21 protein-coding genes are annotated in these 23,445 nt (G+C 35.6%); 3 read left to right on the top strand and 18 right to left on the bottom strand.

The window, feature by feature from the left end; translation table 11 throughout:
• Nucleotides 1-386 precede the first annotated feature (386 nt).
• Nucleotides 387-1,868, bottom strand: a complete 1,482-nt coding sequence (locus tag ENO17_06335; protein ID HER24647.1) for a DUF4070 domain-containing protein — start codon at nucleotides 1,866-1,868, stop codon at nucleotides 387-389.
• A 153-nt stretch (nucleotides 1,869-2,021) separates the two neighbouring features.
• Nucleotides 2,022-3,209, bottom strand: coding sequence for a hypothetical protein (locus tag ENO17_06330; GenBank protein HER24646.1), 1,188 nt, complete (start codon nucleotides 3,207-3,209; stop codon nucleotides 2,022-2,024).
• 228 nt (nucleotides 3,210-3,437) lie between these two features.
• On the opposite strand from ENO17_06330, the gene ENO17_06325 reads away from it, so the two are divergent.
• Complete coding sequence (locus ENO17_06325) at nucleotides 3,438-4,043, top strand: LysE family translocator (GenBank protein HER24645.1); 606 nt, start codon at nucleotides 3,438-3,440, stop codon at nucleotides 4,041-4,043.
• A 293-nt stretch (nucleotides 4,044-4,336) separates the two neighbouring features.
• Here ENO17_06325 and ENO17_06320 read toward each other — a convergent pair whose 3' ends face one another.
• From ENO17_06320 to ENO17_06275, 10 genes are all read right to left on the bottom strand, one after another.
• A complete protein-coding gene (locus ENO17_06320) occupies nucleotides 4,337-5,716 on the bottom strand; it encodes an MFS transporter (protein HER24644.1) in 1,380 nt (459 codons plus the stop codon).
• Nucleotides 5,717-5,838: 122 nt separating this feature from the next.
• Complete coding sequence (locus ENO17_06315; protein ID HER24643.1) at nucleotides 5,839-6,471, bottom strand: V-type ATP synthase subunit D; 633 nt, start codon at nucleotides 6,469-6,471, stop codon at nucleotides 5,839-5,841.
• Nucleotides 6,472-6,477: 6 nt separating this feature from the next.
• Nucleotides 6,478-7,851, bottom strand: a complete 1,374-nt coding sequence (locus tag ENO17_06310; GenBank protein HER24642.1) for a V-type ATP synthase subunit B — start codon at nucleotides 7,849-7,851, stop codon at nucleotides 6,478-6,480.
• The gene (locus ENO17_06305; protein ID HER24641.1) at nucleotides 7,841-9,625 is read right to left on the bottom strand and encodes a V-type ATP synthase subunit A; all 1,785 of its coding nucleotides are present in this window, start codon (nucleotides 9,623-9,625) and stop codon (nucleotides 7,841-7,843) included. Before ENO17_06305 ends, ENO17_06310 begins: the two co-directional genes overlap by 11 nt.
• 1 nt (nucleotide 9,626) lies before the next feature.
• On the bottom strand, nucleotides 9,627-10,253 hold the full coding sequence (locus tag ENO17_06300; protein HER24640.1) for a H(+)-transporting ATPase: 627 nt from the start codon (nucleotides 10,251-10,253) through the stop codon (nucleotides 9,627-9,629).
• Between the two features lie 10 nt (nucleotides 10,254-10,263).
• Nucleotides 10,264-10,572: an ATP synthase subunit F gene (locus ENO17_06295; protein ID HER24639.1), complete on the bottom strand. Its 309-nt coding sequence runs from the start codon at nucleotides 10,570-10,572 to the stop codon at nucleotides 10,264-10,266.
• Nucleotides 10,573-10,581: 9 nt separating this feature from the next.
• Nucleotides 10,582-11,001, bottom strand: a complete 420-nt coding sequence (locus ENO17_06290) for an ATPase (protein ID HER24638.1) — start codon at nucleotides 10,999-11,001, stop codon at nucleotides 10,582-10,584.
• Between the two features lie 25 nt (nucleotides 11,002-11,026).
• On the bottom strand, nucleotides 11,027-13,072 hold the full coding sequence (locus tag ENO17_06285; GenBank protein ID HER24637.1) for an ATPase: 2,046 nt from the start codon (nucleotides 13,070-13,072) through the stop codon (nucleotides 11,027-11,029).
• A gap of 17 nt (nucleotides 13,073-13,089) precedes the next feature.
• Complete coding sequence (locus ENO17_06280; protein HER24636.1) at nucleotides 13,090-14,136, bottom strand: ATPase; 1,047 nt, start codon at nucleotides 14,134-14,136, stop codon at nucleotides 13,090-13,092.
• The gene (locus ENO17_06275; GenBank protein HER24635.1) at nucleotides 14,129-14,464 is read right to left on the bottom strand and encodes a hypothetical protein; all 336 of its coding nucleotides are present in this window, start codon (nucleotides 14,462-14,464) and stop codon (nucleotides 14,129-14,131) included. The genes ENO17_06280 and ENO17_06275 overlap by 8 nt, the downstream gene beginning before the upstream one ends.
• 561 nt (nucleotides 14,465-15,025) lie before the next feature.
• Here ENO17_06275 and ENO17_06270 point away from each other — a divergent pair.
• Nucleotides 15,026-15,574 carry an NAD(P)H-dependent dehydrogenase/reductase gene (locus ENO17_06270; GenBank protein ID HER24634.1) on the top strand — a complete coding sequence of 183 codons (549 nt, stop codon included), beginning with the start codon at nucleotides 15,026-15,028 and terminating at the stop codon, nucleotides 15,572-15,574.
• Between the two features lie 13 nt (nucleotides 15,575-15,587).
• Here the strand turns inward: ENO17_06270 and ENO17_06265 are convergent, their stop codons facing one another.
• From ENO17_06265 to ENO17_06255, 3 genes are all read right to left on the bottom strand, one after another.
• A complete protein-coding gene (locus ENO17_06265; GenBank protein HER24633.1) occupies nucleotides 15,588-16,238 on the bottom strand; it encodes a hypothetical protein in 651 nt (216 codons plus the stop codon).
• Between the two features lie 13 nt (nucleotides 16,239-16,251).
• The gene (locus tag ENO17_06260; GenBank protein HER24632.1) at nucleotides 16,252-16,719 is read right to left on the bottom strand and encodes a flavodoxin; all 468 of its coding nucleotides are present in this window, start codon (nucleotides 16,717-16,719) and stop codon (nucleotides 16,252-16,254) included.
• A 225-nt stretch (nucleotides 16,720-16,944) separates the two neighbouring features.
• The gene (locus tag ENO17_06255; protein HER24631.1) at nucleotides 16,945-17,829 is read right to left on the bottom strand and encodes a rubrerythrin family protein; all 885 of its coding nucleotides are present in this window, start codon (nucleotides 17,827-17,829) and stop codon (nucleotides 16,945-16,947) included.
• A 299-nt stretch (nucleotides 17,830-18,128) separates the two neighbouring features.
• Here ENO17_06255 and ENO17_06250 point away from each other — a divergent pair, with 299 nt between their 5' ends.
• Nucleotides 18,129-19,028, top strand: a complete 900-nt coding sequence (locus tag ENO17_06250) for a phosphatase PAP2 family protein (protein HER24630.1) — start codon at nucleotides 18,129-18,131, stop codon at nucleotides 19,026-19,028.
• A gap of 104 nt (nucleotides 19,029-19,132) precedes the next feature.
• Here ENO17_06250 and lon read toward each other — a convergent pair whose 3' ends face one another.
• The 3 genes from lon to ENO17_06235 form a co-directional block, all read right to left on the bottom strand.
• Nucleotides 19,133-21,517 carry an endopeptidase La gene (gene lon / locus ENO17_06245; protein HER24629.1) on the bottom strand — a complete coding sequence of 795 codons (2,385 nt, stop codon included), beginning with the start codon at nucleotides 21,515-21,517 and terminating at the stop codon, nucleotides 19,133-19,135.
• Nucleotides 21,518-21,773: 256 nt separating this feature from the next.
• On the bottom strand, nucleotides 21,774-22,190 hold the full coding sequence (locus ENO17_06240; GenBank protein HER24628.1) for a MarR family transcriptional regulator: 417 nt from the start codon (nucleotides 22,188-22,190) through the stop codon (nucleotides 21,774-21,776).
• A 297-nt stretch (nucleotides 22,191-22,487) separates the two neighbouring features.
• Nucleotides 22,488-23,378, bottom strand: a complete 891-nt coding sequence (locus ENO17_06235) for an MBL fold metallo-hydrolase (protein ID HER24627.1) — start codon at nucleotides 23,376-23,378, stop codon at nucleotides 22,488-22,490.
• Nucleotides 23,379-23,445 lie beyond the last annotated feature (67 nt).

Raw genomic sequence — 23,445 nt, 5'->3', positions numbered from 1 at the left:
CCTTTGCATAATTATGTAGTCTGATAAATTCTTCGAAAAGACTTTTTATATTACTTAAATTAAGTATTATATTAATAACTTTTCTAAATAATATACTACTTTTGAAATTTAGTCAAATAACATTTGTGCGTTATCCAGGATATGCTATACAATTTTTAAATTATGGTTGTTCTCAGTATATTAGAAAAGTATTAGAATTATTAGAAATAGATCCTGAGAAGATAGAATGGAGGTTTAATGATGACTGGACACCATAACACTCTGAAAGTGGAAAAGATAAATTACCAAGTTTTAAGAAAGATCAATCCGGAAGCGGTCAGATTAGCCGTAATCGAATATCTTAAAATCAATAAAGTAATATATCTGTAACCTTTGGGGGGCAATAATTAATAGTTTTTGTAAATCTTACGAAAATGAAAACCGTAGACGGCATAGGTTATAGCCGTAGGTAAGAGTTGCGGACGACGAAACAAGGTCCAGAAAAAGATTTTCCAATAATAAAATCTTTCCTTCCCTATGATACCCAACTGCCAGACAGATTTTAGGAAAGCAGTAATATACCAAAGATGAAATTGATATCTTTTCTTTTTTAAAGGTTTCATATTTTTTAAAAGCGTCAGGAGACGTTCATAGTAACATTTAGGGGAATAAATGGTATTGAGAACTCTTTTATAACCAGCAATAAGTGCTTTATAATTCATTTTGGGAATAAAATTAATGGAAAGGTCAGTGTTGTCACCTGTGGCTTCTTTTAATAATCTATTCTCTTTTACCAGTCTCTGGTAGAGTTTGGTGCCTCGAGGAGCATTTAACAATCCGACCATAGCACTTACAATACCACTTTTTTGGATAAATTCAATTAGTTTCTCGAAAATTAGCGGCGTATCATTATCAAAGCCCATAATGAATCCTCCGTTAACTATCAAACCGAACTTTTGTATTTTTTTAATACAAGCAATCAGATCGCGATTTTTATTTTGTAACTTGTTGCATTCTGCCAGGCTTTCTTCATTAGGAGTTTCGATACCCACAAATACAGAAGCAAACCCTGCCTTAAGCATCAAATTTAAAAGTTCCTCATCATCGGAGAGATTTATAGAAGCCTGAGTAGTAAAGTTGAAAGGATATTTTCGTTCTTCCATCCAATGAATCATTGCCGGTAGTACTTTATTTTTTAATTCTCTTTTATTCCCGATAAAATTATCATCAACAATGAATACTCCGCCTCTCCATCCCCGTGAGTACAGGCTATCCAATTCTGCTAATATCTGGTCTTTGGTTTTTAATCTCATCTGATGTCCAAAGAGGAAGGTAACATCACAAAAATCACAATTAAAGGGACACCCTCGAGAATATTGAATACACATATTGACATATTTATATATATCGGCTAGTTCCCAAAGCGGAATGGGGGTCTTTTTTATATCGATCCACTGATCTGAGGTATAGATATGTTTAGGGTGTCCTCGTTCTAAATCTTCTAAAAATAGAGGCAGGGTGATTTCAGCTTCATTAAGTATAAAATGATCTACATCATCCCCGAAGTCTTCATACCCGGAGGTAAAGAACGGTCCGCCGGCAACAATCTTAGCTCCCAACCTCTTACATTGAGTAATAACCTTCTTCACCGACTCCTTTTGAATAGACATGGCACTAATAAATACATAATCAGCCCATTTGATGTCTCTATCAATTAATGCTGTTATCGTCATATCTATTAGTTTTTTCTCCCAGTCTTTAGGAAGCAAGGCAGCTACAGTTAATAGTCCCAAAGGAGGAAGACTCGCCTTTTTAGAAATAAATTTTAAAGCATATTTAAAACTCCAGAAGGTCTCCGGGTATTCAGGGTAAACCAGGAGTATTTTCATCTTACTCTTCCCCTTAATTTTATATTTTCTTGCATAGGTATTATACGAAAAGAATTAAAGACATATGGATATTATCTTTCATTCTAGCTTAATGATAATCATTCAACATCTACCGTAAAATATCCTCGTCTTTAAAATAAATTAATATTTTTACTACAGGTTCCCTTCTTCATCAAGTTTAAGTATCCAGGCATCATATCTTCCTGCTCCTTTTGATTCAGTGTATCCCGTAAGAACATAACCTCCATCTGTAGTCTGAATTATACATCTTGCTACATCCTCATCACTTCCACCGAAAGTCTTATCCCAAATCACTTTTCCGTTCTCATCAAGTTTAAGTATCCAGGCATCATATCTTCCTGCACCTTTTGACCAGGTATATCCGGCAAGGGCATAGCCTCCATCCCTGGTCTGGATAATAGAGTTTGCTACCTCTGCTTCACTTCCGCCAATAGCCTTATCCCAAACTGTCTCTCCGTTCTCATCAAGTTTGGCTACCCAGGCATCATATCCACCTGCTCCTTTTGATTCAGTATATCCGCAAACCGCATAACCTCCATCTGTAGTCTTAATACCGGAGAATATTTCGTCATTTTGACTTCCGCCAAAAACCTTATCCCAAACTGTCTCTCCGTTCTCATCAAGTTTGGCTACCCAGGCATCTTCTCTTCCTTGATCTTTTGATTGAACAAAACCAAAAAGAATAAAACTTCCATCTTCCAGCTGAAGTAAGGTATTTGCTTCATCCCAGCCAATCCCACCAAATATCTTATCCCATTCTATATTTAAGGTTTTATTAAGCTTTATTATCCAGATGTCTACTTCACCCCATTCTTTATCACCGGTATATCCACAGACTGCATAACCTCCATCTTGTGTCTGGATAATGGAAAATATTTCGTCATCTGTTCGTTTAGCAAAGGTATTGTCCCATACTTGGTTTCCTCTGGCATTCAGTTTTATCACCCAGGATTTTTCTCCGGATGCTATTGATTGGGTCTTCCCGGCAACAACATAGCCTTTATCGTTGGTTTGAATGATAGAGTATATTACGTCAGCTTCACTTCCGCCAAAGGTTCTATCCCATTCTACACTTCCATCTTCATAAAGTTTTATTACCCAAAAATCCTGTCTTCCTGCACCTTTTGACCAGGTATATCCGGCAAGGGCATATCCACCATCTTCAGTTTGAATAATAGAATTAGCCATATCTGCTTCGATTCCACCAAAAGTCTTATCCCAGGTAATAACCTCTCCTGCTGTATAACCTAGAGAGCAAAAAGAAATAAATACCACAACCACGATAATAATGATTAATTGGAAATCTATAACTCTTCTCATCGTATACACCTCCTCTTCAAAATAATATTATTTTAAAACTTCACTCCTTAATTTTCACTCCTCATTTATTTTATAATATCTTTGATATTTATTCAATTGAAAGGCTAATCTTCTTTTTTTGATACTTGACAATAGTAGTATTTTAATATAAATTTAAAAACGCTTTAGCTTGCAACCTGAATCCAAAACACTATCATTCAAAATAAACAATTGAGGAGGGAACAAAAATTGAACTTAATTGACTTTGGAACTTTAATTCCCTTCGTCTTGATCACCACTTTCACCCCGGGACCCAATAACTTGAGCTGTGCCTCCATGAGTATTAATTTTGGCATAAAAAAAACTATGAATTACATCTTTGGAATTATTAGTGGATTTTTTTTACTGCTATTGCTCTGCGGATTTTTTTCTAACTTACTTTTTACCACTATTCCCTCTGTCGAGCCGATAATGCGGTGGGTTGGAGCGACATATGTACTCTACTTGGCATATAGCACTTTCAAAGCTGGTTTTTCCTTTAAAGAAAAGTCCAACCAATATCTCTGGGGTTTTTATAAAGGGATATTACTTCAATTTATAAATCCTAAAGGAATCATTTATGGTCTAACTCTTTACTCGGTCTTTTTAAATCCCCTTATTGGTAATCTTCTTTATATTGTTCTATTTTCTTTGGTTTTTTCTCTAATAGCTTTTAGTGCTGTTTTAACCTGGGCTTTATTCGGAGCGATGATCAACCAATATCTTCATCAACTAAAATTAAGAATTATTATTAACGGTATCTTATCTCTTCTTCTAGCCTATACTGCAGTAAAGATTAGCGGTATTCTTCCCTGACTGAATTATTTTTTAAAAGTAAAGCCCTAAAACCATAAAATGGCTAGGGCTTTAACTGTTGATATTACTATTTACTATTTCAATTCTCTTACTTATCTTTTCCTTTTCCTTTATCTTTCCCTTTATCTTTCCCTTTATCTTTTTTTCCACCACAGCAAGGCATCAAAATCACCTCACTTTCTCAATAATATAAAACTATAGTAAAATAATCAATGAAATTTATCGACCATTTATAGTAAAGTATATACAACAAAAGAAATGTTTTGTCAACATCTTTAATTTTTAATCCAAGCTTATTCTCTTATTTTATTTATTTTACCTCTTGCAATAGAAGCAAATATACCCAAAAAACAAAGCAGGGCAAGTATAATAAAAGTTGCTTTAAAACTGATCATAAAATTTGGATGGTTATTGCGGCTGATCTGAATATTCCCCATATAAAATACCATCACCAAGGAAGTGATCCCCATACTAAAGGCCTGCCCTACTGAACGAGCCGAACCAATAATCCCAGATGCAACACCATAGTATTTTTTGCTTACCGAACTCATGATTGCGTTAGTATTCGGAGATGAGAAAAGGGCAAAACCAAAACCGACTACCGATAATGCAGTAATAATATACTCTATGCCGGTATTCTCAGTTAGAAAGATAAAAAAGGCGAGACCAATTGAAGTTACCGCCATACCCAAAGAAGCAACTATTTGAGGCTCAATTCGGTCTGACAACCCGCCCGCAAGAGGTGAGAATAAAGCCTGAACCAGGGGTTGTGCCACCAGGATTAACCCCGCCTGCTGGGGATCAAAACCTTTAATATATTGCAAATAAAGGCTCAAGAGATAGCTAATAACAAAAGTCGCACTATAATTAATCAATGCTGCAAGAGACGAAAAGGTAAGTATTTTGTTGTTTTTTATTAAAGTCATGTTAAGTATGGGATTTTTAACTCTATTTTCATATAAACCAAAAAGGACCACTAATATGAATCCTATGAGCATGAGTATAGGACCCCAAAAGGAGCGAACCAGAGAAAGGCCATATACTACCCCGAAAAGACCAATACTATAAATTATAGAACCTTTATAATCAAACTCCTCGTCCTTTGCTTCAGCCCAGTTTTGCTTTAAATTCAATAAAATAATGATAACCATTATTCCTATTGGTACAACTAAAAAGAAAATACTTCTCCAGCCCAAATATTTGGTTAATAATCCACCTAAAAATGGTCCGGAAGATAAACCGATATAAGTTGCAGCTACATTAATTCCAAGTGCCCTGCCCCGATCCCCTTTAAAAAATACCGAGCTTAGTATTGACACCAAAGTTACAGATACCATGGCACTGCTTATTCCCTGCAGAACTCGGGAGGCAATTAACATGTCTGGATTAAAGGATAGTCCGCAAAGTACAGAGGAAAGAGTAAAAAATGACATTCCATATAGAAGAAGCCTCTTTCGGCCAAAGATATCTGCTAATCTTCCAAATGGCAAAATAAAAATAGCTACAGATAACATAAAAGATAACACAACCCAATTCAGTAAAACGGTATTCATGGCAAACTCTTTACCTATAGAAGGTAAGGCTATATTAACAGATGACACCATAAATGGTACAATAAAAGCTCCTAAAGTAGCTATCAATAATACTATTTTTTTATTTAATTTATCTTCCATTACTATTTCTCCAGTCTAACTCTCTTCTCCACTGACATCATCTTTGCTTAAAGTAAAACTGAGGATTGTAAAATTCGAATTTAGGCTTTCGGTTACAAAAATTTGGGGAATCTTCCAGGTATTTACTCCGATAATACCCGGTGGAGTTTTTTCTTCTTCAAGACCTTAAGCCGGAAAAAGTCCTCCCTCTCCTTTTCTTCCAGGACTTCGGAGATAAACTTCACCAGGTTTTCGTACTTGGGTATCTGGATGTTCTTCAGAGCATTAGTCCTTTTTTGGGTCCTTTTTATTTCTATGGCCAGTTTATACACTGAATCCTCTATTTCTGCCAGTTCATAGAGTAGATATTTCACCTGGTGAAATTTTTGTAGAGCTACATCCAGAGCTGTATTGGTATGATAAAAACTGTAGTAAGGAACGATCTCGCGCTTTTCGTACTTTATTTGAGGAATTTCAACACCCATAACACTATAGCTAAGAATGCTAAATTCAGTAGCTTCAGGTATAGACCTGGCCACTTCATGAACTTCATTTATTCCAATGGTAATGTTGGCCACAGTTAGAGCTTCATAAGCATCTTTGAAGATATCTCGCATTTTTTGTTGAATTTCTTTAGCCCTGTCCATAAATTCCATCATCTCTCTAATGAGTACATTCCTCTTTTTATCCAAAAGTTCGTAACCTTTTTTGGAAAAGTCCAGAGAGATTTGTGCAGCTATTAGATTGGCTTTAGTTGAAGCAATGTTTTCTTGCATTCAAAATTACTTCCTGAAATATTTTTTTATCAGAGAAGGATCTATTCTGGTGAGTTCCTTTTCAGGCAAAATCCTAAGAAGCTCCCACATTATTTCCAGAGTCTGATTTATATCTCGATGTTCTTCAAAGTCTTGTTTTGCAAACTGTTCTTCAAACTGCCGACCAAAGTGCATATACTTACCGTCTATCTCTGAAAGCTCATCTTCCCCTATGATCTGGGCCAAAGCTCTTATCTCCTGGACCCTGGAGTAGGAGGAAAAAACTTGGTTTGCCACATCAGGATGGTCTTCCCGGGTGTATTTCTCACCAATGCCATCCTTCATGAGTCGCGACAACGATGGGAGGATATTAATAGGAGGATAAATTCCCATTTGATATAGTGACCTATTCAAAACTATTTGCCCCTCGGTGATATACCCGGTCAAGTCTGGTACTGGATGGGTGATATCATCATTGGGCATAGTAAGTATGGCTATCTGGGTAATGCTTCCTTTAGATCCCTTCAACATCCCTGCCCTTTCATAGAGGTTAGCAAGGTCTGAATAAAGGTACCCCGGATATCCCTTTCTGGAGGGCACTTCTTCTCTGGCTGAAGAGATCTCCCTCAATGCCTCACAGTAACTGGTAATGTCGGTCATTATTACCAATACATGCATGTCACATTCAAAAGCAAGATACTCGGCAGCAGTAAGGGCACATCTGGGAGTGATAATCCTCTCCATGACCGGATCATCGGCCAGATTTAAAAACATGACCACCCTGCTCATAACCCCAGCCTCTTCAAAATCTTTCCGAAAAAAATTAGCCTCGTCGTGCTTTATACCCATAGCTGCAAAAACCACCACAAAGCTATCTACCTCTTCACCCGAAATCCTGGCTTGTCTGGCAATCTGGGCTGCCAACTGATTGTGAGGAAGGCCATCTCCTGAAAAAATAGGTAACTTCTGACCCCTAATTAGGGTCATAAGACCATCTATAGACGAAACCCCGGTCAGGATGTAGTTTCTCGGGTAAAGTCTTGCTACAGGGTTCATAGGCCGGCCATTTATGTTGTAATTTTTATGGGAATATATCTCTCCAGCACCGTCTATAGGCTTTGCCGTGCCACTAAAGACTCTGCCGAGAATTTCACTTGACATAGGTATTTCCATAGGTTTTCCGGAAAAACTCACACTGACACCATCTAAAGAAATGCCTGATGTCCCCTGAAAAACCTGTATGATAACTTTTCCTCTATCAATCTGAACTACTTCACCCATTCGGTGTTCTTTGTTAGACATCTCTAGATCTACTATTTCACCATAGACCGCATCTTTGACTTCATCCATAATTACAAGAGGGCCTTCAGCTTTTTCTAATTTTAAATATCTAACTTTCATCTGCTTTACCTTCCTTGTATAAGTTCTCTATGCTGTCGTAATAATGATTTATCCGGTCGATAAGCTCCTGGAAGAGCCCGGGTTTTGCTTCAGTAGCATTGTATTTCATCATGATTATTTCGGAAAAAAGCTTCTCATCTTTAATTTTAGAAAGGGGTATGCTCTTTTTTACGCAGGAATATGCCCGGTCATAAAGCTGATCAATTACCTTGAGCATACTATACTGACGGGAAAGAGCCACATAGAAATCCTGGGGATGATAGGCATTTTGCTGGAGATATCCCGTCTTTATGATTCTGGCTATCTCCAGTATAACCCTCTGGTCATCCGGTAACACTCCCTCTCCTACCAGTTTTACAATGTCCATAAGTTTGTTTTCTTCTTGAAGAATCCCCATCATTTTAGATCTGATACTTAACATATCTGATGCCACATTCTCTTTAAACCAATCTTTCAACATAGGAATATAGCTGCTGTAGGATAAAAGCCAGTTTATGGAGGGGAAATGCCTGGCATGAGCTAGCTCTCGATCTAGTGCTAGAAAAGCCCCTACGACCCTCTTGGTGGACTTGGTAACCGGTTCTGAAAAGTCTCCACCTGCCGGAGAAACCGCTCCGATTACGGTAATAGATCCCTCGCTCCCATTTAGGTTTTTGACATATCCTGCCCTCTCATAAAATGCTGCCAACCTTGAGGCAAGATAAGCAGGGTAACCTTCTTCAGCAGGCATTTCTTCAAGTCTACCGGAAATTTCTCTCAGAGCTTCAGCCCATCTGGAAGTAGAATCAGCCATAACTGCCACATTATATCCCATATCCCTAAAATATTCAGCTATGGTGATACCGGTATATATAGAAGCCTCCCGGGCTGCCACCGGCATATTGGAGGTATTGGCTATTAGTACGGTCCGGTCCATCAAAGGATGGTCAGTTTTGGGGTCTTTTAACTTAGGGAAATCTTCCAGAACTTCGGTCATCTCGTTACCACGCTCACCACAACCAATATAAACAATGATATCAGCATCACTCCACTTGGCTAACTGGTGCTGAGTAATAGTCTTTCCGGTGCCAAATCCCCCGGGGATAGCAGCAGTACCACCCTTAGCCAGGGGGAAGAAAGTGTCTATAACCCTCTGCCCGGTTACCAGTAATTTCTCTATAGGCATCCTCTGAACTATGGGTCTTGGCTGCCTTACCGGCCATTCCTGAACCATCTTAAGCTCATGCTTTTTACCATCTTCATCCAAAACAACCAGTGGATCCTGAATGGTATAGGAACCGCTTTTTGCTGTACTTACCACTCTACCTTTTATCCCTGGAGGAACCATAATTTTATGAAGTATAATAGCTGTCTCCTGAATTTTTGCAAAAACCTCCCCGAATTTTAAAATATCTCCCGGTTTTACCAGAATCTCCACATCCCATAATTTTTTCTCGTCTATGGATAGGAGACCTATACCTTCAGGGATAAATTTAAATCCCGAATTATATATCTTGGAGAGAGGCCTCTCGATGCCATCAAAGATATTACCTATAATGCCTGGCCCCAGCTTTAAGGAAAGAAGTTTTCCAGTGCCATACACTTTTTCTCCCATTCCCAGGCCTGAAGTCTCTTCATATACCTGGATAGTGCCCAAATCATTTTCCAGAGAAATGACCTCACCTATTAGCTTTTTTCCACCCAACATCACCATTTCTCGCACCATGAAATCGTCCATATGGTCGGCTCTTATTACCGGGCCATTAATATAGATAATGTTTCCTTGCCTGGTCATTTTAGCGCTCCCTATTTAACCACGAAGACAGGATTTCTCCCGCTTGCTTATTGCTCTCTTCCAGGATAGTATTTACAGTCAAATCTATCTCCATCCTGCCATCACCACTTTCTACAAAAACCCCGCCGATCAGGTTGTCAACAACCTCAATTTTATAAGTAGCCTCATTTCTGAAAGACTTTATGGCTTGTAAAATGACTTCCCGCTTGTTTTCAATATCATCCTTACTAAAACTAAAAATCACGAATTGGTCATTAGAAAACTTTGATAATATTTGTTTTATGGCTTCCTCTAAAAATCCCACATATTCTGCTGTACCAATAAAAGCCCTGATTTTTTTCTTAACTTCGTTCATGATCCTTTCGGCAAATTCCTGCCTCTTTTTCAATACTGCCAGGTGCATGGCAGACCGGGTCTTTAAAATAGTCTGCTGCTTTTTGTTTTCAGCATCTTTTTTGGCTCTCGTTATACTATTCTCTTTTCTTTCTTCATTTTCCTTTATCATTTCAGTTTTCCGATTTTCATAATATTCCACCAGCTTTTTTTGTTTTTGCTGAAAATCAAGTTCTATTCTCTCTATAACCACCTTCGTGAAAAGAGAAATTTTATCTTCAATCGTACCGGACATATCATTCACCTCAAATCTTAAGTCCTATGGATTCTCTTATATACCTGGTTAAAAAGTCGGGAGGCCTCCTGGTGCCGTGTCTGTCGGGAATCTCAACTATTATGGGAAGGTTTTGTGAAACTTTCATTTCGTTTAGTTCCAGTTGAACCCTTTCCGCTAATAGTTCGGTTATAAATAGAATTCCTATATCCCGTTTTTCCTTTATCTTTGCCAATTCTTTCAATATTTCTTCCCTTTCGTGGACTACCACTCCTTCTACACCAGATAACCTCATGCCGGTTAAGGTATGGGTATTGTCGCTTAGCAAAAAGACTTTCATAGTACCCCTCTATAGTCTACCCAGTATCATGATAGAAACAATAAGCCCATATATGGCAATACCTTCGGCTAAACCCACAAATATAAGGGTTTTACCCAGAATATTCGGATCCTCCGAAACAGCTCCCAGTGCAGAGGAGCCTACAGCTCCCACTGCATAACCTGCCCCAATCGTGGCAAGTCCGGTGGAAAGTGCTGCTGCTATAAATCCCATTCCCGATGGAGAATTTGTTGAAGATTCAGCTCTGGCAATATCAGGTATCAAGAAAAATAAGAAAACTCCTACCAGTATTACATAGATCAATAAACTGACTCTCACTAATTTTCTGATCCTCTTTATATTTGTTTTGTCTTTCTTTAAATATACATAGAATCCCGCTGCAATAGTCAATCCCGATATGGCTACGGCAATAAACAATACTGCATACATTCCTAAAACCCCCTCTATTTCAAATTTATAATGTTATAAAGTTATATGCCCCTATACCAAGGGGAATAACCCTTTTATGATTTAAACTTATTTTCCTGCTAGCAGATAAACCATCTTTTATTTGTACTGGGATATATTCTATGCCGTCTCCCCGGTAATATTTGGTAAAGAGTTCGTAATATTCCAACCGCAAAGCCTGAATAAAAACTATCAGGCCTTCTAAAGCGATAATGACTATATTTCCCAATATCAATACTGCCAGGTTTCCCCATGAGGTACTCATCATCCCAGCTAAGGTGGCAAAGGCTATATAAAGTCCCGCATGGTTCAAGGCAAAAGCCCCAACCCTTAGAAAGGATATGGTATTGGACAGCATTGAAAGTAGGGTCTCTATTACTCCAAAACCCTCTTCTACATAGTAATTTGCCGGAGATTCTCTATAGAGCTTATCGTTATGGGCAAGCTTGTTAGATAAAGGCTCTTTAAATAACATTAAAAGAAGAAGACCAACCATAATATAAATCAATATCGGCATTATGTTACTATGGGTAACGAAAACCCGAAATATTGTATATAACAATATCAGGTAAAAGACAAGTCCTGCTGCACCATTTCTGCCGAAAAGGCCTTCTTCCATGTTTTTTTCAAGTCTGGAATTTATTATATTAAATATATAACCAATTAAAATAAGTACTACACCAAAAACCACTGCGGCTACCAGCATGATATTTATATTTTCCATTGGCCTGATGATAAGCGGCGATAGGATTTCCTCGGAACCGAAAATGCTGCCGTAAATGAAACCAAAAATAGTAGAACTTAATCCTATCCTGCTCAAAATTCCTCCCAGGCCAGTACTCTTCCATACAAGCTCTAAAATAAGACCGGAAAAAAGCAATATAAGACCCTGGCCCACATCACCAAACATCGCTCCAAAGAGAAACATGTAGGCTAAACCGAAAAATACCGTTGGGTCTTTTTCGCGATAAGCGGGAGTACCATACATCTTCACCAGCATTTCAAAAGGTCTAAATAGTTTGATATTGATCAGCTTTGTGGGGGGGATTATGCCCGAACTAGATTTATTTACATCATCTACTAAAATAATCACCTGGTCCCCGAACTGACTTTCCAGTTCGTTTTTCAGTTTGGATACAGCGCTGACAGGCACAAAGCCAAACATAAAAAATAATTTATCACCTATGGCGATCTCTGATTTGAGTTCTTCAATTTTTTTTTCCATTTCCAGCCTGGAATAACCTTTTTCTAAATCTTTAAGGTATTTTAACCTATAATCTTCCAAGGATTTTTTCAGGGATTCTATTACCTTTTGATCTTCACCTATGCTTTGGGTAAGTTCCTCTATAATTTCTGCGGCAGTACCTTTAAATTCTCTGGGTATATTTAGAAGGGTATAATTAAGAGAACTAAAAATTTTTTCCAGGGTTTCTTCCAGACTTACCGGAGTTATGGAAGCCACTATGACATATTTGCCTTCCACCGCCACCTTTAATACGACTGCTGGTATGTTTTCGTAATTCTTCTTGAGTTTATCGTAATTTGCCCTGGAGATCCTTATAAGCCTGAATACAAGATACTTCATATCAATAAACCGGCTTATATCTATGTTAAGCCTGGAGAGATATTTAAGATTGTTAACGTATTCTCTTTTTTTATCGATTAAGCGCACCTTTTCTTCTATCTCATCGGCAGTGGAGCGGACCTTGGTGTAGATGTGCGAAAATTGCTTTATAAAATTATCATACTCATAATCCTCACCTAAAAATTCCGCGCTTAATTGGGGTTTTATATTAAAAAGATTGAGTAATAATTTTACCACTTCTTCGTCTTTAGTAAAATCACGCTTTGAAGAATAAGGTCTTAGGAAAGGTTCTTCTTCCAAGGCTTCTATGTTTTTCTCACTGGGAGGAAGAAAAAAATCGGTGGAATTCACTCTGGCCAGAGCGTTGATCATGTGCATACTTCCATTTAAAGTCACCAAACGTAAAACCTTGTTTAAAAGATTATTTTTACCTATAACTCCCATAATTTTCATTTTTTCTACACTCATAAAAACATCTCCTTGAACTAAGCCGCTTTCACCAGAAATTTCCTGGCTTCTTCCGGTGGAAGATTATATCTTATACTCTCTATGATAGAAATAATATCCTTTATTTCGAATTCAAGTAACCACACATATCCTATGGTTTGGATTATGTTCATGGGGAGCTCACGGGTTAAAGCCTTGAGTTTATAATACATAAACCGATTTATGCGCCTTTCCATATATATATTTGTGGATTTCTCTTCTTCTTTAAACAGAAAACCATAGACCGAATTTATCGTCATCCTGTAGAGCTCTTCAAGGTTCTTGGTATAACACATGTCCTTACGGTTTGCAAAAGTCAGTTTATCTCCATAATTTATGGTGTAGTTTAGAAGCTCTTCGGGTGACAGGTTGTAAAATTTCTTGCCTCGGTATACCCACTGAATATTATAGAGGTCGGCTACCATGCCTTCCCATTTCTTCAGTATTATCCTGTCTTCTCCGGATATATTTAGCTTTCGGCTTTGAATAATATTAAAATAACTCATATCCAAGGCCATCTCAAACCTGAAGAGATTTTCTCTCCTTCCATCTACCAGGGGAATCAGAAACTCAAAAAATTCCGAACCTTCCAAAGAATATATCAAATCCCTAATCGTCCTTGATTTAAAAAGCTTTTCAGGACTAACTCGACTGTATTTACCTAAAAAGGAAAGAGATTTTTTAATAGTTTCTGGCTTTATACCGTTAAAAATACTTCTGGCCAGAACTTTCAAATCTTCTATCTCGTATTTTATATAAAGCGAACGAATAAGAACTTTATAGTCATCCCGGAAATAATGTATTAGTTTATCCATGTTTTTGATCATATTGCGTTTCAGAATATCTTCCAGGTCTCTCCTGCTGACCGTGTCAAGGTGAATTTCCCCTAATAGCTTACCATAGGGAATATCCTCTTTTAAATATCGGGCTACATCGGCCACGGTCTTCTTCTTAAGCATGTTTAAATAGTCTTCACGCTTCAAAAATTCTTTTTCCAGTGCCCTTATCTTGGTGTTTACCGCTGCATAGATAGTAACCTTATCCATGGCTCTCCCAATGGATATCAAAAATCCGCTTTAATATTTCATCAGTCATATTTTTTAGGGATTCCTCAAATTCTCGTTCCATATTCTCCAGGACTTCCCTGGTATTCAACTTCAACTGGTTAACTTCCTGTTGCGCTTCTTTCAGTATCTTTTTTGTAGTTTTCTTGGTTTCCTCTTCAATCTGGCTTGCATAATCCCTGAGCATTTCTTTTTCTTCTTCTTGATATCGGCCTTCCAGTTCCACTAACTGTTTTTTCCTTCTTGCGTTTATATCAGTTGCTCTGGTATCGAGCTCGATGAGCTCTTCCATGATATTTTGCTCTTCCATGATATCACCTTCTTTGAAGTTTTAAAATTCCCTAAAAAGACTTTAAAACCTTTCCACAGGAAACAGATAACTATATAAAAAGGATTATCTTTTAACTAATTTTAAAGTATATTACTCCTATGTTACAAAGTCAATTATTAAGAAAGAAGTTGTCATTTAAAAATTAAAAAGGAGATATCTTTCGATATAATGATATCGTGATTGCCCCGGATGACATCCTATGATGCCTTACAAGTTTAAATTTTTCGTTTCTCTCCCGGGCAACGAACGATGGTTAGCCCGATACCAGTTCACTAAATCTTTTTGAAATCGCATAAATAGAAATATTTTTGACAATTATTATTCATCCTTCCTATAATTATAAAATATGATGCTCTATATCTTGATGATCTATGTTAATATAATGATATAATGACAGTGTTATTGCTGAACATGCTTTTTTTATACAATCTGATATATAAGTACAATAAAAGCGAATCTATGGCAATGAAAAAAAATTAAATAAATTGCTTTAATATGTCATTTAAAAGATAAAAAATACTTTAGAAGAGGTACCATGAGATGAATAATTATCTATTGTCTATGTTAAGCGAACGGAGAAGCATTAGAAAATATAAAAATAAAGAAGTAGAGCAAGAAAAGATAAACAAAATCATTCAGGCTGCACTATTATCTCCGTCTTCTCATGCCAACTATCCCTGGCAGTTTATTGTGGTTAATGATATTAATTTACTGTCCCGGCTGTCTTTATCCAAGATGCATGGCTCTGCATTCTTGTCGAATGCACCCCTGGGAATCGTTGTTACCGCAGACCAGAATTTATCAGATGTCTGGATTGAAGACGCTTCTATTTCTTCTACATTCATTATGATAACCGCACATGCGCTGGGTTTAGGAAGTTGCTGGATTCAAATAAGAAAAAGAATGCATTCAGAAACCAAAACTGCGGAAGAATATATCAGGGAAATACTTAAAATACCGGAAAATGTGAATGTTCTGTCTATTATTGCTCTTGGTTACCCTGATGAAGAAAAAATCCCGAAAAGAGAAAATGAATTATTATATGAACGCGTATTTTATAACACTTACGCAAAAATACCTAATAAGTAATTTGCAGTTGTATTCAGTGAAACCATTTCTTCATGAATTTTTCTGCTCGTTTTCTTACCGAAGGTCGCGAATTATTTAGTTGCCTTTTTACAAATGCCATTATCTTTTTTTGATTTTTTATCTTTTCAAAAATCTTATCAAAAGACTCTATGGCATGTCCGCAAACTACATTATTACACTCAGGAGATAGTTCTCCTTTATACTCATATTTCGCTTTTTCTATTTTTAATATTTCTTCTACAATCCTATCAATTAATTCTGGTTTGGCTTGGGCAATTTTCCATGAATTTCCTACGATATTTACAGCGGTAACCATAATTGGGCCTGTAATAGGGGCATAATACTTGTTAAATATCTTTTCAAACTGTTTTTTTGAATCTACACGACATAAATTCGAAAGGCTAACAACTGCACCCCATTTGATAAAATTATTTTCAGAATCGAGAAATTTTACTAAAAAATCAAAATAAGGATAGACTAATTCCGGCTTTTTTTCACTAACCAAACGAACAATTTTTTCACAACCAAATTTAATACTGCCTTTTTCATTATCAATGGCTGTTATAAGCACTTCGATGAGTTTGGGATTTTTAATTATTTGATTGGCTAATTCATTAATATCCTTTTTTAATTTAATCTGTTCGATAATTTTTTCTTCATTCATTTTTGACCCGTTATCAAAATAATTTACTCAATTTTTCAACTACTTCAGTAATTTGTTTTTCACGATTAGGTTTTAACCAGTTAACAATTGCTGTTCCGCAAATAGTTACTCCTTTGGATTCACATATTTTTTTCATTTGTCCGATTGCACGGGTTCCCCCCAACCATGGGAAAGGAAAAGATTGAGTCACCAAAAAGGCTGTTTTTTTATCCTGAAGTGATTTTATCTGTGACAGGTAGATGGTCATTGCTGATGATAGGGAAAAGCCCTGCACCGGGGAACCAAATACTAGGGCATCGTATGACTCGATATCAGGAAGCGATTCGAATTGGATATTTTTTACCCCGGGTTTTGCTTTACCGATAACTTTTAATCTTTCGATGTTCACAGAATGTCCCGCTTTGTCCAGTTTTTCCTTGAGCTTCTGGGAAACAGAATAAGTGTTGCCGGTTTCAGAATATAAAATAATACCGATGTTCATAATAAATTCCTCCTACTGTTTATTTTTATTATTACAGTTCACTATTCCATAGAATATAAATACCTTTATTTACCTTAAATATAGCAACCAGGTATTATCAATTTTTTCTTATCAATGATAAATATTTATATTTAGGACATCTAAATGTCAACAAATAGAGGTAATGCACTGAACTTCAAAAAAACTTGTTTTTGAGTAAAGGGAAAATAACCTTTTTATACTGTCTTATATCTTAAACCCTAAAAAAACCTTGACTAAATAACCAATGATAAAAGAGAGTATGGCAACACCAATACTGATTGCTGCCATTTCGATAAACCTTTTTTTAAAATTGTAATCATTAGCTACAGAAATATAAAAATTAAATAAAAAAATAATCATAATAGCTATCAGAACCGTCACGATCAAACTGATTACATAATTCACTATTAAAAAATAAGGAATTATTAGAGCTATTACAGTAAAAATATAGGCAATTCCCGTATGTAATGCTGATTTAACTGCTCTTTTTTGTGCTTTCGGTTTCCCTTCCGATTTGATGGATAAATATTCACTTGCTGATAAGGAAAGAGATGCTGAAATACCAGTAATCAATCCCATTAAAGCAATGATTTTTGAATTTTGTATGGATAGGGTAAACCCTGCCAAAGCTCCGGTTAGTTCCACCAGGGCATCATTCAATCCTAAAACAATAGAACTCATATAGGAAAGTTTTTCTATATTCATTAAATGAATAAGTTCAGCTTCATGTTTTTTTTCTGCTTCTATGACTTCTTTCATTTCTGTAATAGTATTGAACATTCTATTATATTTTTTTTGTACTTCTTCCTTGCCTCTTTCTTGAAGTTTTACACCAAAAGTCAATCCAAAAATCCTTGATACAAGACTATAAAAAAATATTCTGAATTTACTCACTTTTAGAGATTTACCAGTATATTCTTTAAATATATCCGCATGGTGTTTTTTATCCTCTGCTATCTTCTTTAGAATTTTAGCATTATCAGGTTCTTTGGCTAATTTAGCCAACCTTCCATATACTTCTTTCCCTTCCAACTCATTTTGTTGTATTGATTTTAGTTCAAGAATTTCAGCATCGTTTAATTTTTTCATATTTAACCTCTCTTTTCTTTAGCAAATAAAAGGTTTTAATGTTTTCATTATTACACTATTTTATACATACGTTATTAATTTTAAAAATCCTTCTTTTTATAAAAAATTAAGAATTAAAATATTCATTAATTCAAAAAATAATTATTTCCATTTTTTCTTTCTTTTAAGATAATTTATACTTTTTTGGGTATAAACTATTTTACACTATTTCAACACAAAATAATTATTTTTTGCAAAAAAGCATTTTTCGATAGTTTTTGATATAATAAAACAATATAATTAACGAGGAAGGTGATGAAATGGATACCATTTTTCAGCGGGGATTACATTTTATTATCATGATTCAACAGATTGACTCACCTTTGCTGGATTCTTTTTTCCGAGGGATTACCTTACTTGGAGATGAATTATTTTACTTGCTTTTATTCTCTTTCCTTCTCTGGTGTGTTGACTTTTATTTGGGAATTAGGGTCGGGATTATCTTTTTATTATCCGTCTATGTCAATACCGGGCTAAAAGAGCTATTTCAGCAGCCTCGCCCTTTTGAAATTTTACCGGAAATTCAAAAATCTCTTGCTTCCGGATATGGTTTCCCCAGCGGCCATGCCCAGTCTTCCCTGGTAGTCTGGGGGAGTATAGCTTACTGGAAAAGGAAACCCTGGATTCGTTACCTTTCTGTTATATTGATTATTTTGATTGGATTTTCTCGTATCTATCTGGGGGTTCATTTCCCCACCGATGTTCTAGGAGGATGGTTATTTGGTGGGCTCATTCTTGGCCTAACTTATTTTATTTCATTAAAGATCAAATTTAATTTTACTCAGGTAAACCTAATATTTAAAATTATTTGTATTACGCTATTCCCGGTAATTTTATTACAAATTCAATCATCACCGGATATTATCAGTTCGGTAGCTGCTTTAACCGGTGTTAGCTATGGTCTGTTATTTTTTTCTTCCTTTATTGGAGGGATTCAACCTGGGAACTGGCTGCAGCGGCTTTTCAGTTTTTTGCTTGGGATTATTGGAATAGGAATATTATATCTTGGATTAAAATTGATTCTGCCTTCGGAAGGCCAACTTTTCTATCAATTGAGTCGGTTTTTTCGTTATCTGTTATTGGGTGTATGGATCAGTTTTGGTGCACCCTGGTTATTTATCCGAATGAGATTAGCTTCTCAAGTAGAGAAAAAACCATAAAAAACGGGAAGATATGGATTTACTTTTTCCCCATATCTTCCCGTTGTACTTTTTATACTTTTATGTCAAACTAAACGTCCTCTTTATTATATTTACCTATTATATTACACTTTCTGTTTCATATCGATTGTATCTATAGTACGAAGATGAAATTTATTTACTTCTGGCAATTTGATACCTAATGTCTCGTGAATTAATTCCTCTATGGTTTCGATAAAAACAAACTGTATATCTTTTTTTATTTCATCAGGAACATCACAAAGGTCCTTTTTATTTTCCAGAGGAAGGAGTATTTTTTTAATACCAGAACGATGTGCCGCTATTACTTTTTCTTTAATTCCTCCTACCGGGAGCACTGCACCTCTTAAAGATATTTCACCAGTCATGGCTGTTTTTGGATCTACGGGTATTCCAGTAAACAGTGATGCTATTGACGTAAATAGTGTTACACCTGCTGACGGACCATCCTTAGGTATAGAGCCCTGCGGTATGTGAATGTGAAGGTCATGTTTATTAAAATGAATTTCCTTCAATTTTAAAACCAGCCTTGATCGAATCAAACTTTGAGATATTTTGGCTGACTCTTTCATGACATCGCCTAACTGCCCGGTTAACATTAACTCACCTTTCCCTGGCATAAAGGCACTCTCGATGAACAAAATATCTCCACCAACCGGCGTCCAGGCCAGTCCGGTAACCACGCCGGGTGGATTTGATTTTTTAACCTTATCATAAATTGAAATTTCAGGTCCTAAAATATCAAATAACATTTCTTCTTTGACAATATAAGGAAGTTTCACTTCATCAACGACAATTTTTTCTGTCGCATGTCTTGCTATCGCTGATAATTGCTTTTTAATTCCTCTAACACCCGCTTCCCGAGTATATTTGTCGATAATCGCCTTTACCGCATCATCTTCAATTTTTAATTGTTCAGACGTAAGTCCATGGCACACCAAAACTTCATCAATCAGATGCTCTTTTGCTATATGAAATTTCTCTGTCGTTGTATAGCTATTAATCTGAATGATTTCCATTCTATCTCTAAGCGGTTCCGGAATTTCCCTCAGCGAATTTGCTGTTCCGATAAAAAATACATCGGATAAATCATAGGGCACTTCCAGATAGTGATCAGAGAATGAATTATTTTGTTCAGGATCCAGGACTTCAAGTAATGCACTCGAAGGGTCTCCCATATTGGAAGCCAATAATTTATCAACCTCATCCAATATAAAAACCGGATTATTAGTTCCTGATTTTTTGATTCCCTGTATAATTCTTCCCGGAAGAGCACCGACGTAAGTCCGTCTGTGTCCCCTTATTTCTGCTTCATCTCTTATTCCTCCGAGACTTATTCTCAGGTATTCCCTTTGAAGCACTTTGGCAATACTTTTTCCCAGACTGGTCTTTCCGGTTCCCGGAGGTCCCACCAGAAGGAGTATTGAACCCTGTTGATTATTTTTAAGCTTCATGACAGTTAAATGTTGGATGATTCTTTCCTTCACTTTATCCAGCCCATAATGATCTTTTTCTAAAATAGTTTTAGCCTCTTTAATATCTACTTCCTTTGCACTACTTTTCCCCCAGGGAAGTGACGTCAATAAATCTAAATAGTTTCTAATTACATTCGTCTCTATACCATTCGGACTTTGATTTTGTAATTTTTCATATTCTTCTCGGGCAATCTCTTTCACATCTTCCGGCATTTTAGATTCATTGATTAGCTGTAAATAATCCTTCTTTTTGCTTTCTGGTTCTTTGCCCTCATTTAATTCTTCCTGTATTGCTTTTAACTGCTCTCTAAGCATTTTTTCTCTATATTGCTTATTGACTTCACCGGTTAATTTTGCATTCATCTCCATTTGAAATTCGATATTTTCCTTTTGTTTTATTAAAATATCTAAAAACTTCAAACTTTTCTTTCTTCTGGATCTAATTTCCAATAACTCTTGTTTTTCAAAACTGGATATACTGATGAATTGCATCAAATAACTTATAAGTTGCTCCAAGTCCTTCATGCTTTGGATATATTGAATATAACTTTCGGAACCTATAAATTTCCCACTAATTTCAGCAGCGAGCGTTTTCACATATTCAAGCATTTGATTTTGCGTATTTTTGTCCAAATCCTCAATATCCGGTGCCATTTCGTATTTACCGACATAGAAATCCTGTTCCTGATATATATTCTTCACTTCTATTCTATCCAATACTTCTACATCGATATCATAGGTTATTTTTGAATCTACTATCTTTTCAATTTTTACAAGACTTCCGATCGTATATAAATCTTTTTCCTTATATGTTTCTGAATCACATCCTTCTTTTAATAGCATTATAATAGCATAGTTATCATCCTGCTTAATTCTTGAATCTATTTTTTCACCCAAGGATTTCTTGATTTTTATCGTACTCTTTATTCTTTTAAACAATACATGCCCAGGCATCGCTATAATAACCAATTCATCTTTCACATGGTTATCTTTCATAATCTTCACCTCGTTTCTTATATTTATTTATGACTATTAATTCTTGCATTTCCATGATTTCTTTTATTAATGCAGCTCCGATTACCTATCAAATGAATATCTCCTTCATATCATAGGAATTATTTAATTTCTTTCAAAATTTCTATTGATTTTTATTTCACATTCGATATTTTCTCTTTTCAATAGCCTTCTGCTTGTAATATTTTTAATAGTTAGTTAAGCTTAACCTAACTTTCACAGTAAAAAAAAGAGAATCTTACACCACTTTTAATAATAATTCTATCAATAAGTTAATATCTTCTTCACTTAAAGAATTGCCCACCTTTCTAATAAAATCCTCATCGGCAAGTTTCTCTAATCTGGCAATCCCTTTACCTTTTTCGGTGAGAAACAGGTAATAAACTCTTGCGTCATGCTTACACTGTTCCTTCTTAATACAATCTAACTGAATAAACTTTTTAACCATTTCGGTGATTGATGGCTTAGATAAATGCAAATCTTCAGCTAATTGGCTTACGGTAACATATTCGTGTTCATCAAATTTCTTTAAATATTCAATCTGTTTGAAGGTTAATTCTGATACATTATACTTATCGTTAATACAAAATCTGCACTCTGTCTTAATTCGCAAAAAACTGTTAAATATACTAAATAAATCATGATATTCTTTCAAAATATCACCTCAATAGTTAGTTAGCCTTTGCCTAACATTCTCTCATAATTAACCTTTTTTGTCAATACTTTTTTATATTTAAAAAAAATATTCTGTTAGAATTTCCAAAAAGAATATTTTATATGTGGTTTAAGTTTAAATTTCAATATAGATCTATTCTTGGTAGTTATTATGTTATTAAAACTAAATTCCATAAACCATGATTAAAATTAATCTAATATATTTTTTTCTTCCCTATTGAAAAAATAATTTATATAGATTGATAACTTTGCTTATTTTTTGTCTACCCTGTTATTGCTATATTTCTATCTCGGTTCCTACATTACAGAAAAAGAAACGATCTCCAAATTCTTGAAGTAATCGCATGGAGGTTTCCAATCCGGTACAATGAGAAACACCAATTTTTTCTAAATCATATTTTTTTAAAGCTTGAATTGTTTTTTTCTTTGTTTCCTCGCTTGCCGGACCCAAATGAGTCCCACCTATAATGACACGAATATGGTTTTGGCCGGTTTTATCAATGATATGATTAATAATATTTATTATGCCTGAATGTGAGCATCCTAAAATAATAATAAGTCCTTTCTCAGTATTTAAAATTAATGTTTGATCATCAAAAATAAGATCTTGAATATAACCTTCCCCAGTTTTAAGTAAAAATCTTTTACCAACCTTTTCAAATTCAGTCAAACGGGGAATTTCTCCGCTCAACATTAAATTTGGTACAATTTCCTTAAAACTAGTATTAAATTTAAATTGAGCTCCTTGGCTTTCTAATATTTCTTGGCGGAAAGGAATTCCGATATTTCTTTCTCTCCCTTCATCTATTACATAGCTGCTTTTAAAAAGATCAGGATGAGCATATACATTTACTTTACCTACTTGTTCTAAAACACTTAAAAGACCACCGGTATGATCACGATGATGGTGACTAATCATAATCCCTTGAATAGTGGAAAGATCTTTTTTAAAGTACAGCGCATTATTAATAATTGCCTTACCTTGACCGGTATCAAAAAGAAAATTTCCCTGATCGCTTTCAATATAGACTGACCAACCATGTTCAGCAATCGCCCCAATTTGGTTAAATATACAATTTTCACAAAGAACCGTCGCTTTCCCCTTCATATCTAATCTCCTTTTTCCAAACAAATGAAAATCTGGTCTCAACAACTTGTCTGTTATCATCCGAGACCATTTTAAAATTATACATCCTGGAACGCAAATAACAATCAGTTTCAAGAGGTTGAACTTC

This window comes from Candidatus Atribacteria bacterium, assembly GCA_011056645.1.
Lineage (GTDB): Bacteria > Atribacterota > Phoenicimicrobiia > Phoenicimicrobiales > Phoenicimicrobiaceae > Sediminicultor > Sediminicultor quartus.
The sequence above is the reverse complement of the archived record's forward strand: the minus strand, read 5'-3'. Positions and strand labels throughout refer to the sequence as shown.

Coding starts and splice junctions, on each gene's coding strand:
- ENO17_06315 (HER24643.1), bottom strand. CDS start 6,471: ATGCAAGAAAACATTGCTTCAACTAAAGCCAATCTAATAGCTGCACAA.
- ENO17_06275 (HER24635.1), bottom strand. CDS start 14,464: ATGGAAGAGCAAAATATCATGGAAGAGCTCATCGAGCTCGATACCAGA.
- ENO17_06250 (HER24630.1), top strand. CDS start 18,129: ATGGATACCATTTTTCAGCGGGGATTACATTTTATTATCATGATTCAA.
- ENO17_06280 (HER24636.1), bottom strand. CDS start 14,136: ATGGATAAGGTTACTATCTATGCAGCGGTAAACACCAAGATAAGGGCA.
- ENO17_06255 (HER24631.1), bottom strand. CDS start 17,829: ATGAAAAAATTAAACGATGCTGAAATTCTTGAACTAAAATCAATACAA.
- ENO17_06310 (HER24642.1), bottom strand. CDS start 7,851: ATGAAAGTTAGATATTTAAAATTAGAAAAAGCTGAAGGCCCTCTTGTA.
- ENO17_06305 (HER24641.1), bottom strand. CDS start 9,625: ATGACCAGGCAAGGAAACATTATCTATATTAATGGCCCGGTAATAAGA.
- ENO17_06300 (HER24640.1), bottom strand. CDS start 10,253: ATGTCCGGTACGATTGAAGATAAAATTTCTCTTTTCACGAAGGTGGTT.
- ENO17_06330 (HER24646.1), bottom strand. CDS start 3,209: ATGAGAAGAGTTATAGATTTCCAATTAATCATTATTATCGTGGTTGTG.
- ENO17_06320 (HER24644.1), bottom strand. CDS start 5,716: ATGGAAGATAAATTAAATAAAAAAATAGTATTATTGATAGCTACTTTA.
- ENO17_06335 (HER24647.1), bottom strand. CDS start 1,868: ATGAAAATACTCCTGGTTTACCCTGAATACCCGGAGACCTTCTGGAGT.
- lon (HER24629.1), bottom strand. CDS start 21,517: ATGAAAGATAACCATGTGAAAGATGAATTGGTTATTATAGCGATGCCT.
- ENO17_06235 (HER24627.1), bottom strand. CDS start 23,378: ATGATAACAGACAAGTTGTTGAGACCAGATTTTCATTTGTTTGGAAAA.
- ENO17_06260 (HER24632.1), bottom strand. CDS start 16,719: ATGAACATCGGTATTATTTTATATTCTGAAACCGGCAACACTTATTCT.
- ENO17_06290 (HER24638.1), bottom strand. CDS start 11,001: ATGTATGCAGTATTGTTTATTGCCGTAGCCATATCGGGATTGACTATT.
- ENO17_06295 (HER24639.1), bottom strand. CDS start 10,572: ATGAAAGTCTTTTTGCTAAGCGACAATACCCATACCTTAACCGGCATG.
- ENO17_06265 (HER24633.1), bottom strand. CDS start 16,238: ATGAATGAAGAAAAAATTATCGAACAGATTAAATTAAAAAAGGATATT.
- ENO17_06270 (HER24634.1), top strand. CDS start 15,026: ATGAATAATTATCTATTGTCTATGTTAAGCGAACGGAGAAGCATTAGA.
- ENO17_06285 (HER24637.1), bottom strand. CDS start 13,072: ATGAGTGTAGAAAAAATGAAAATTATGGGAGTTATAGGTAAAAATAAT.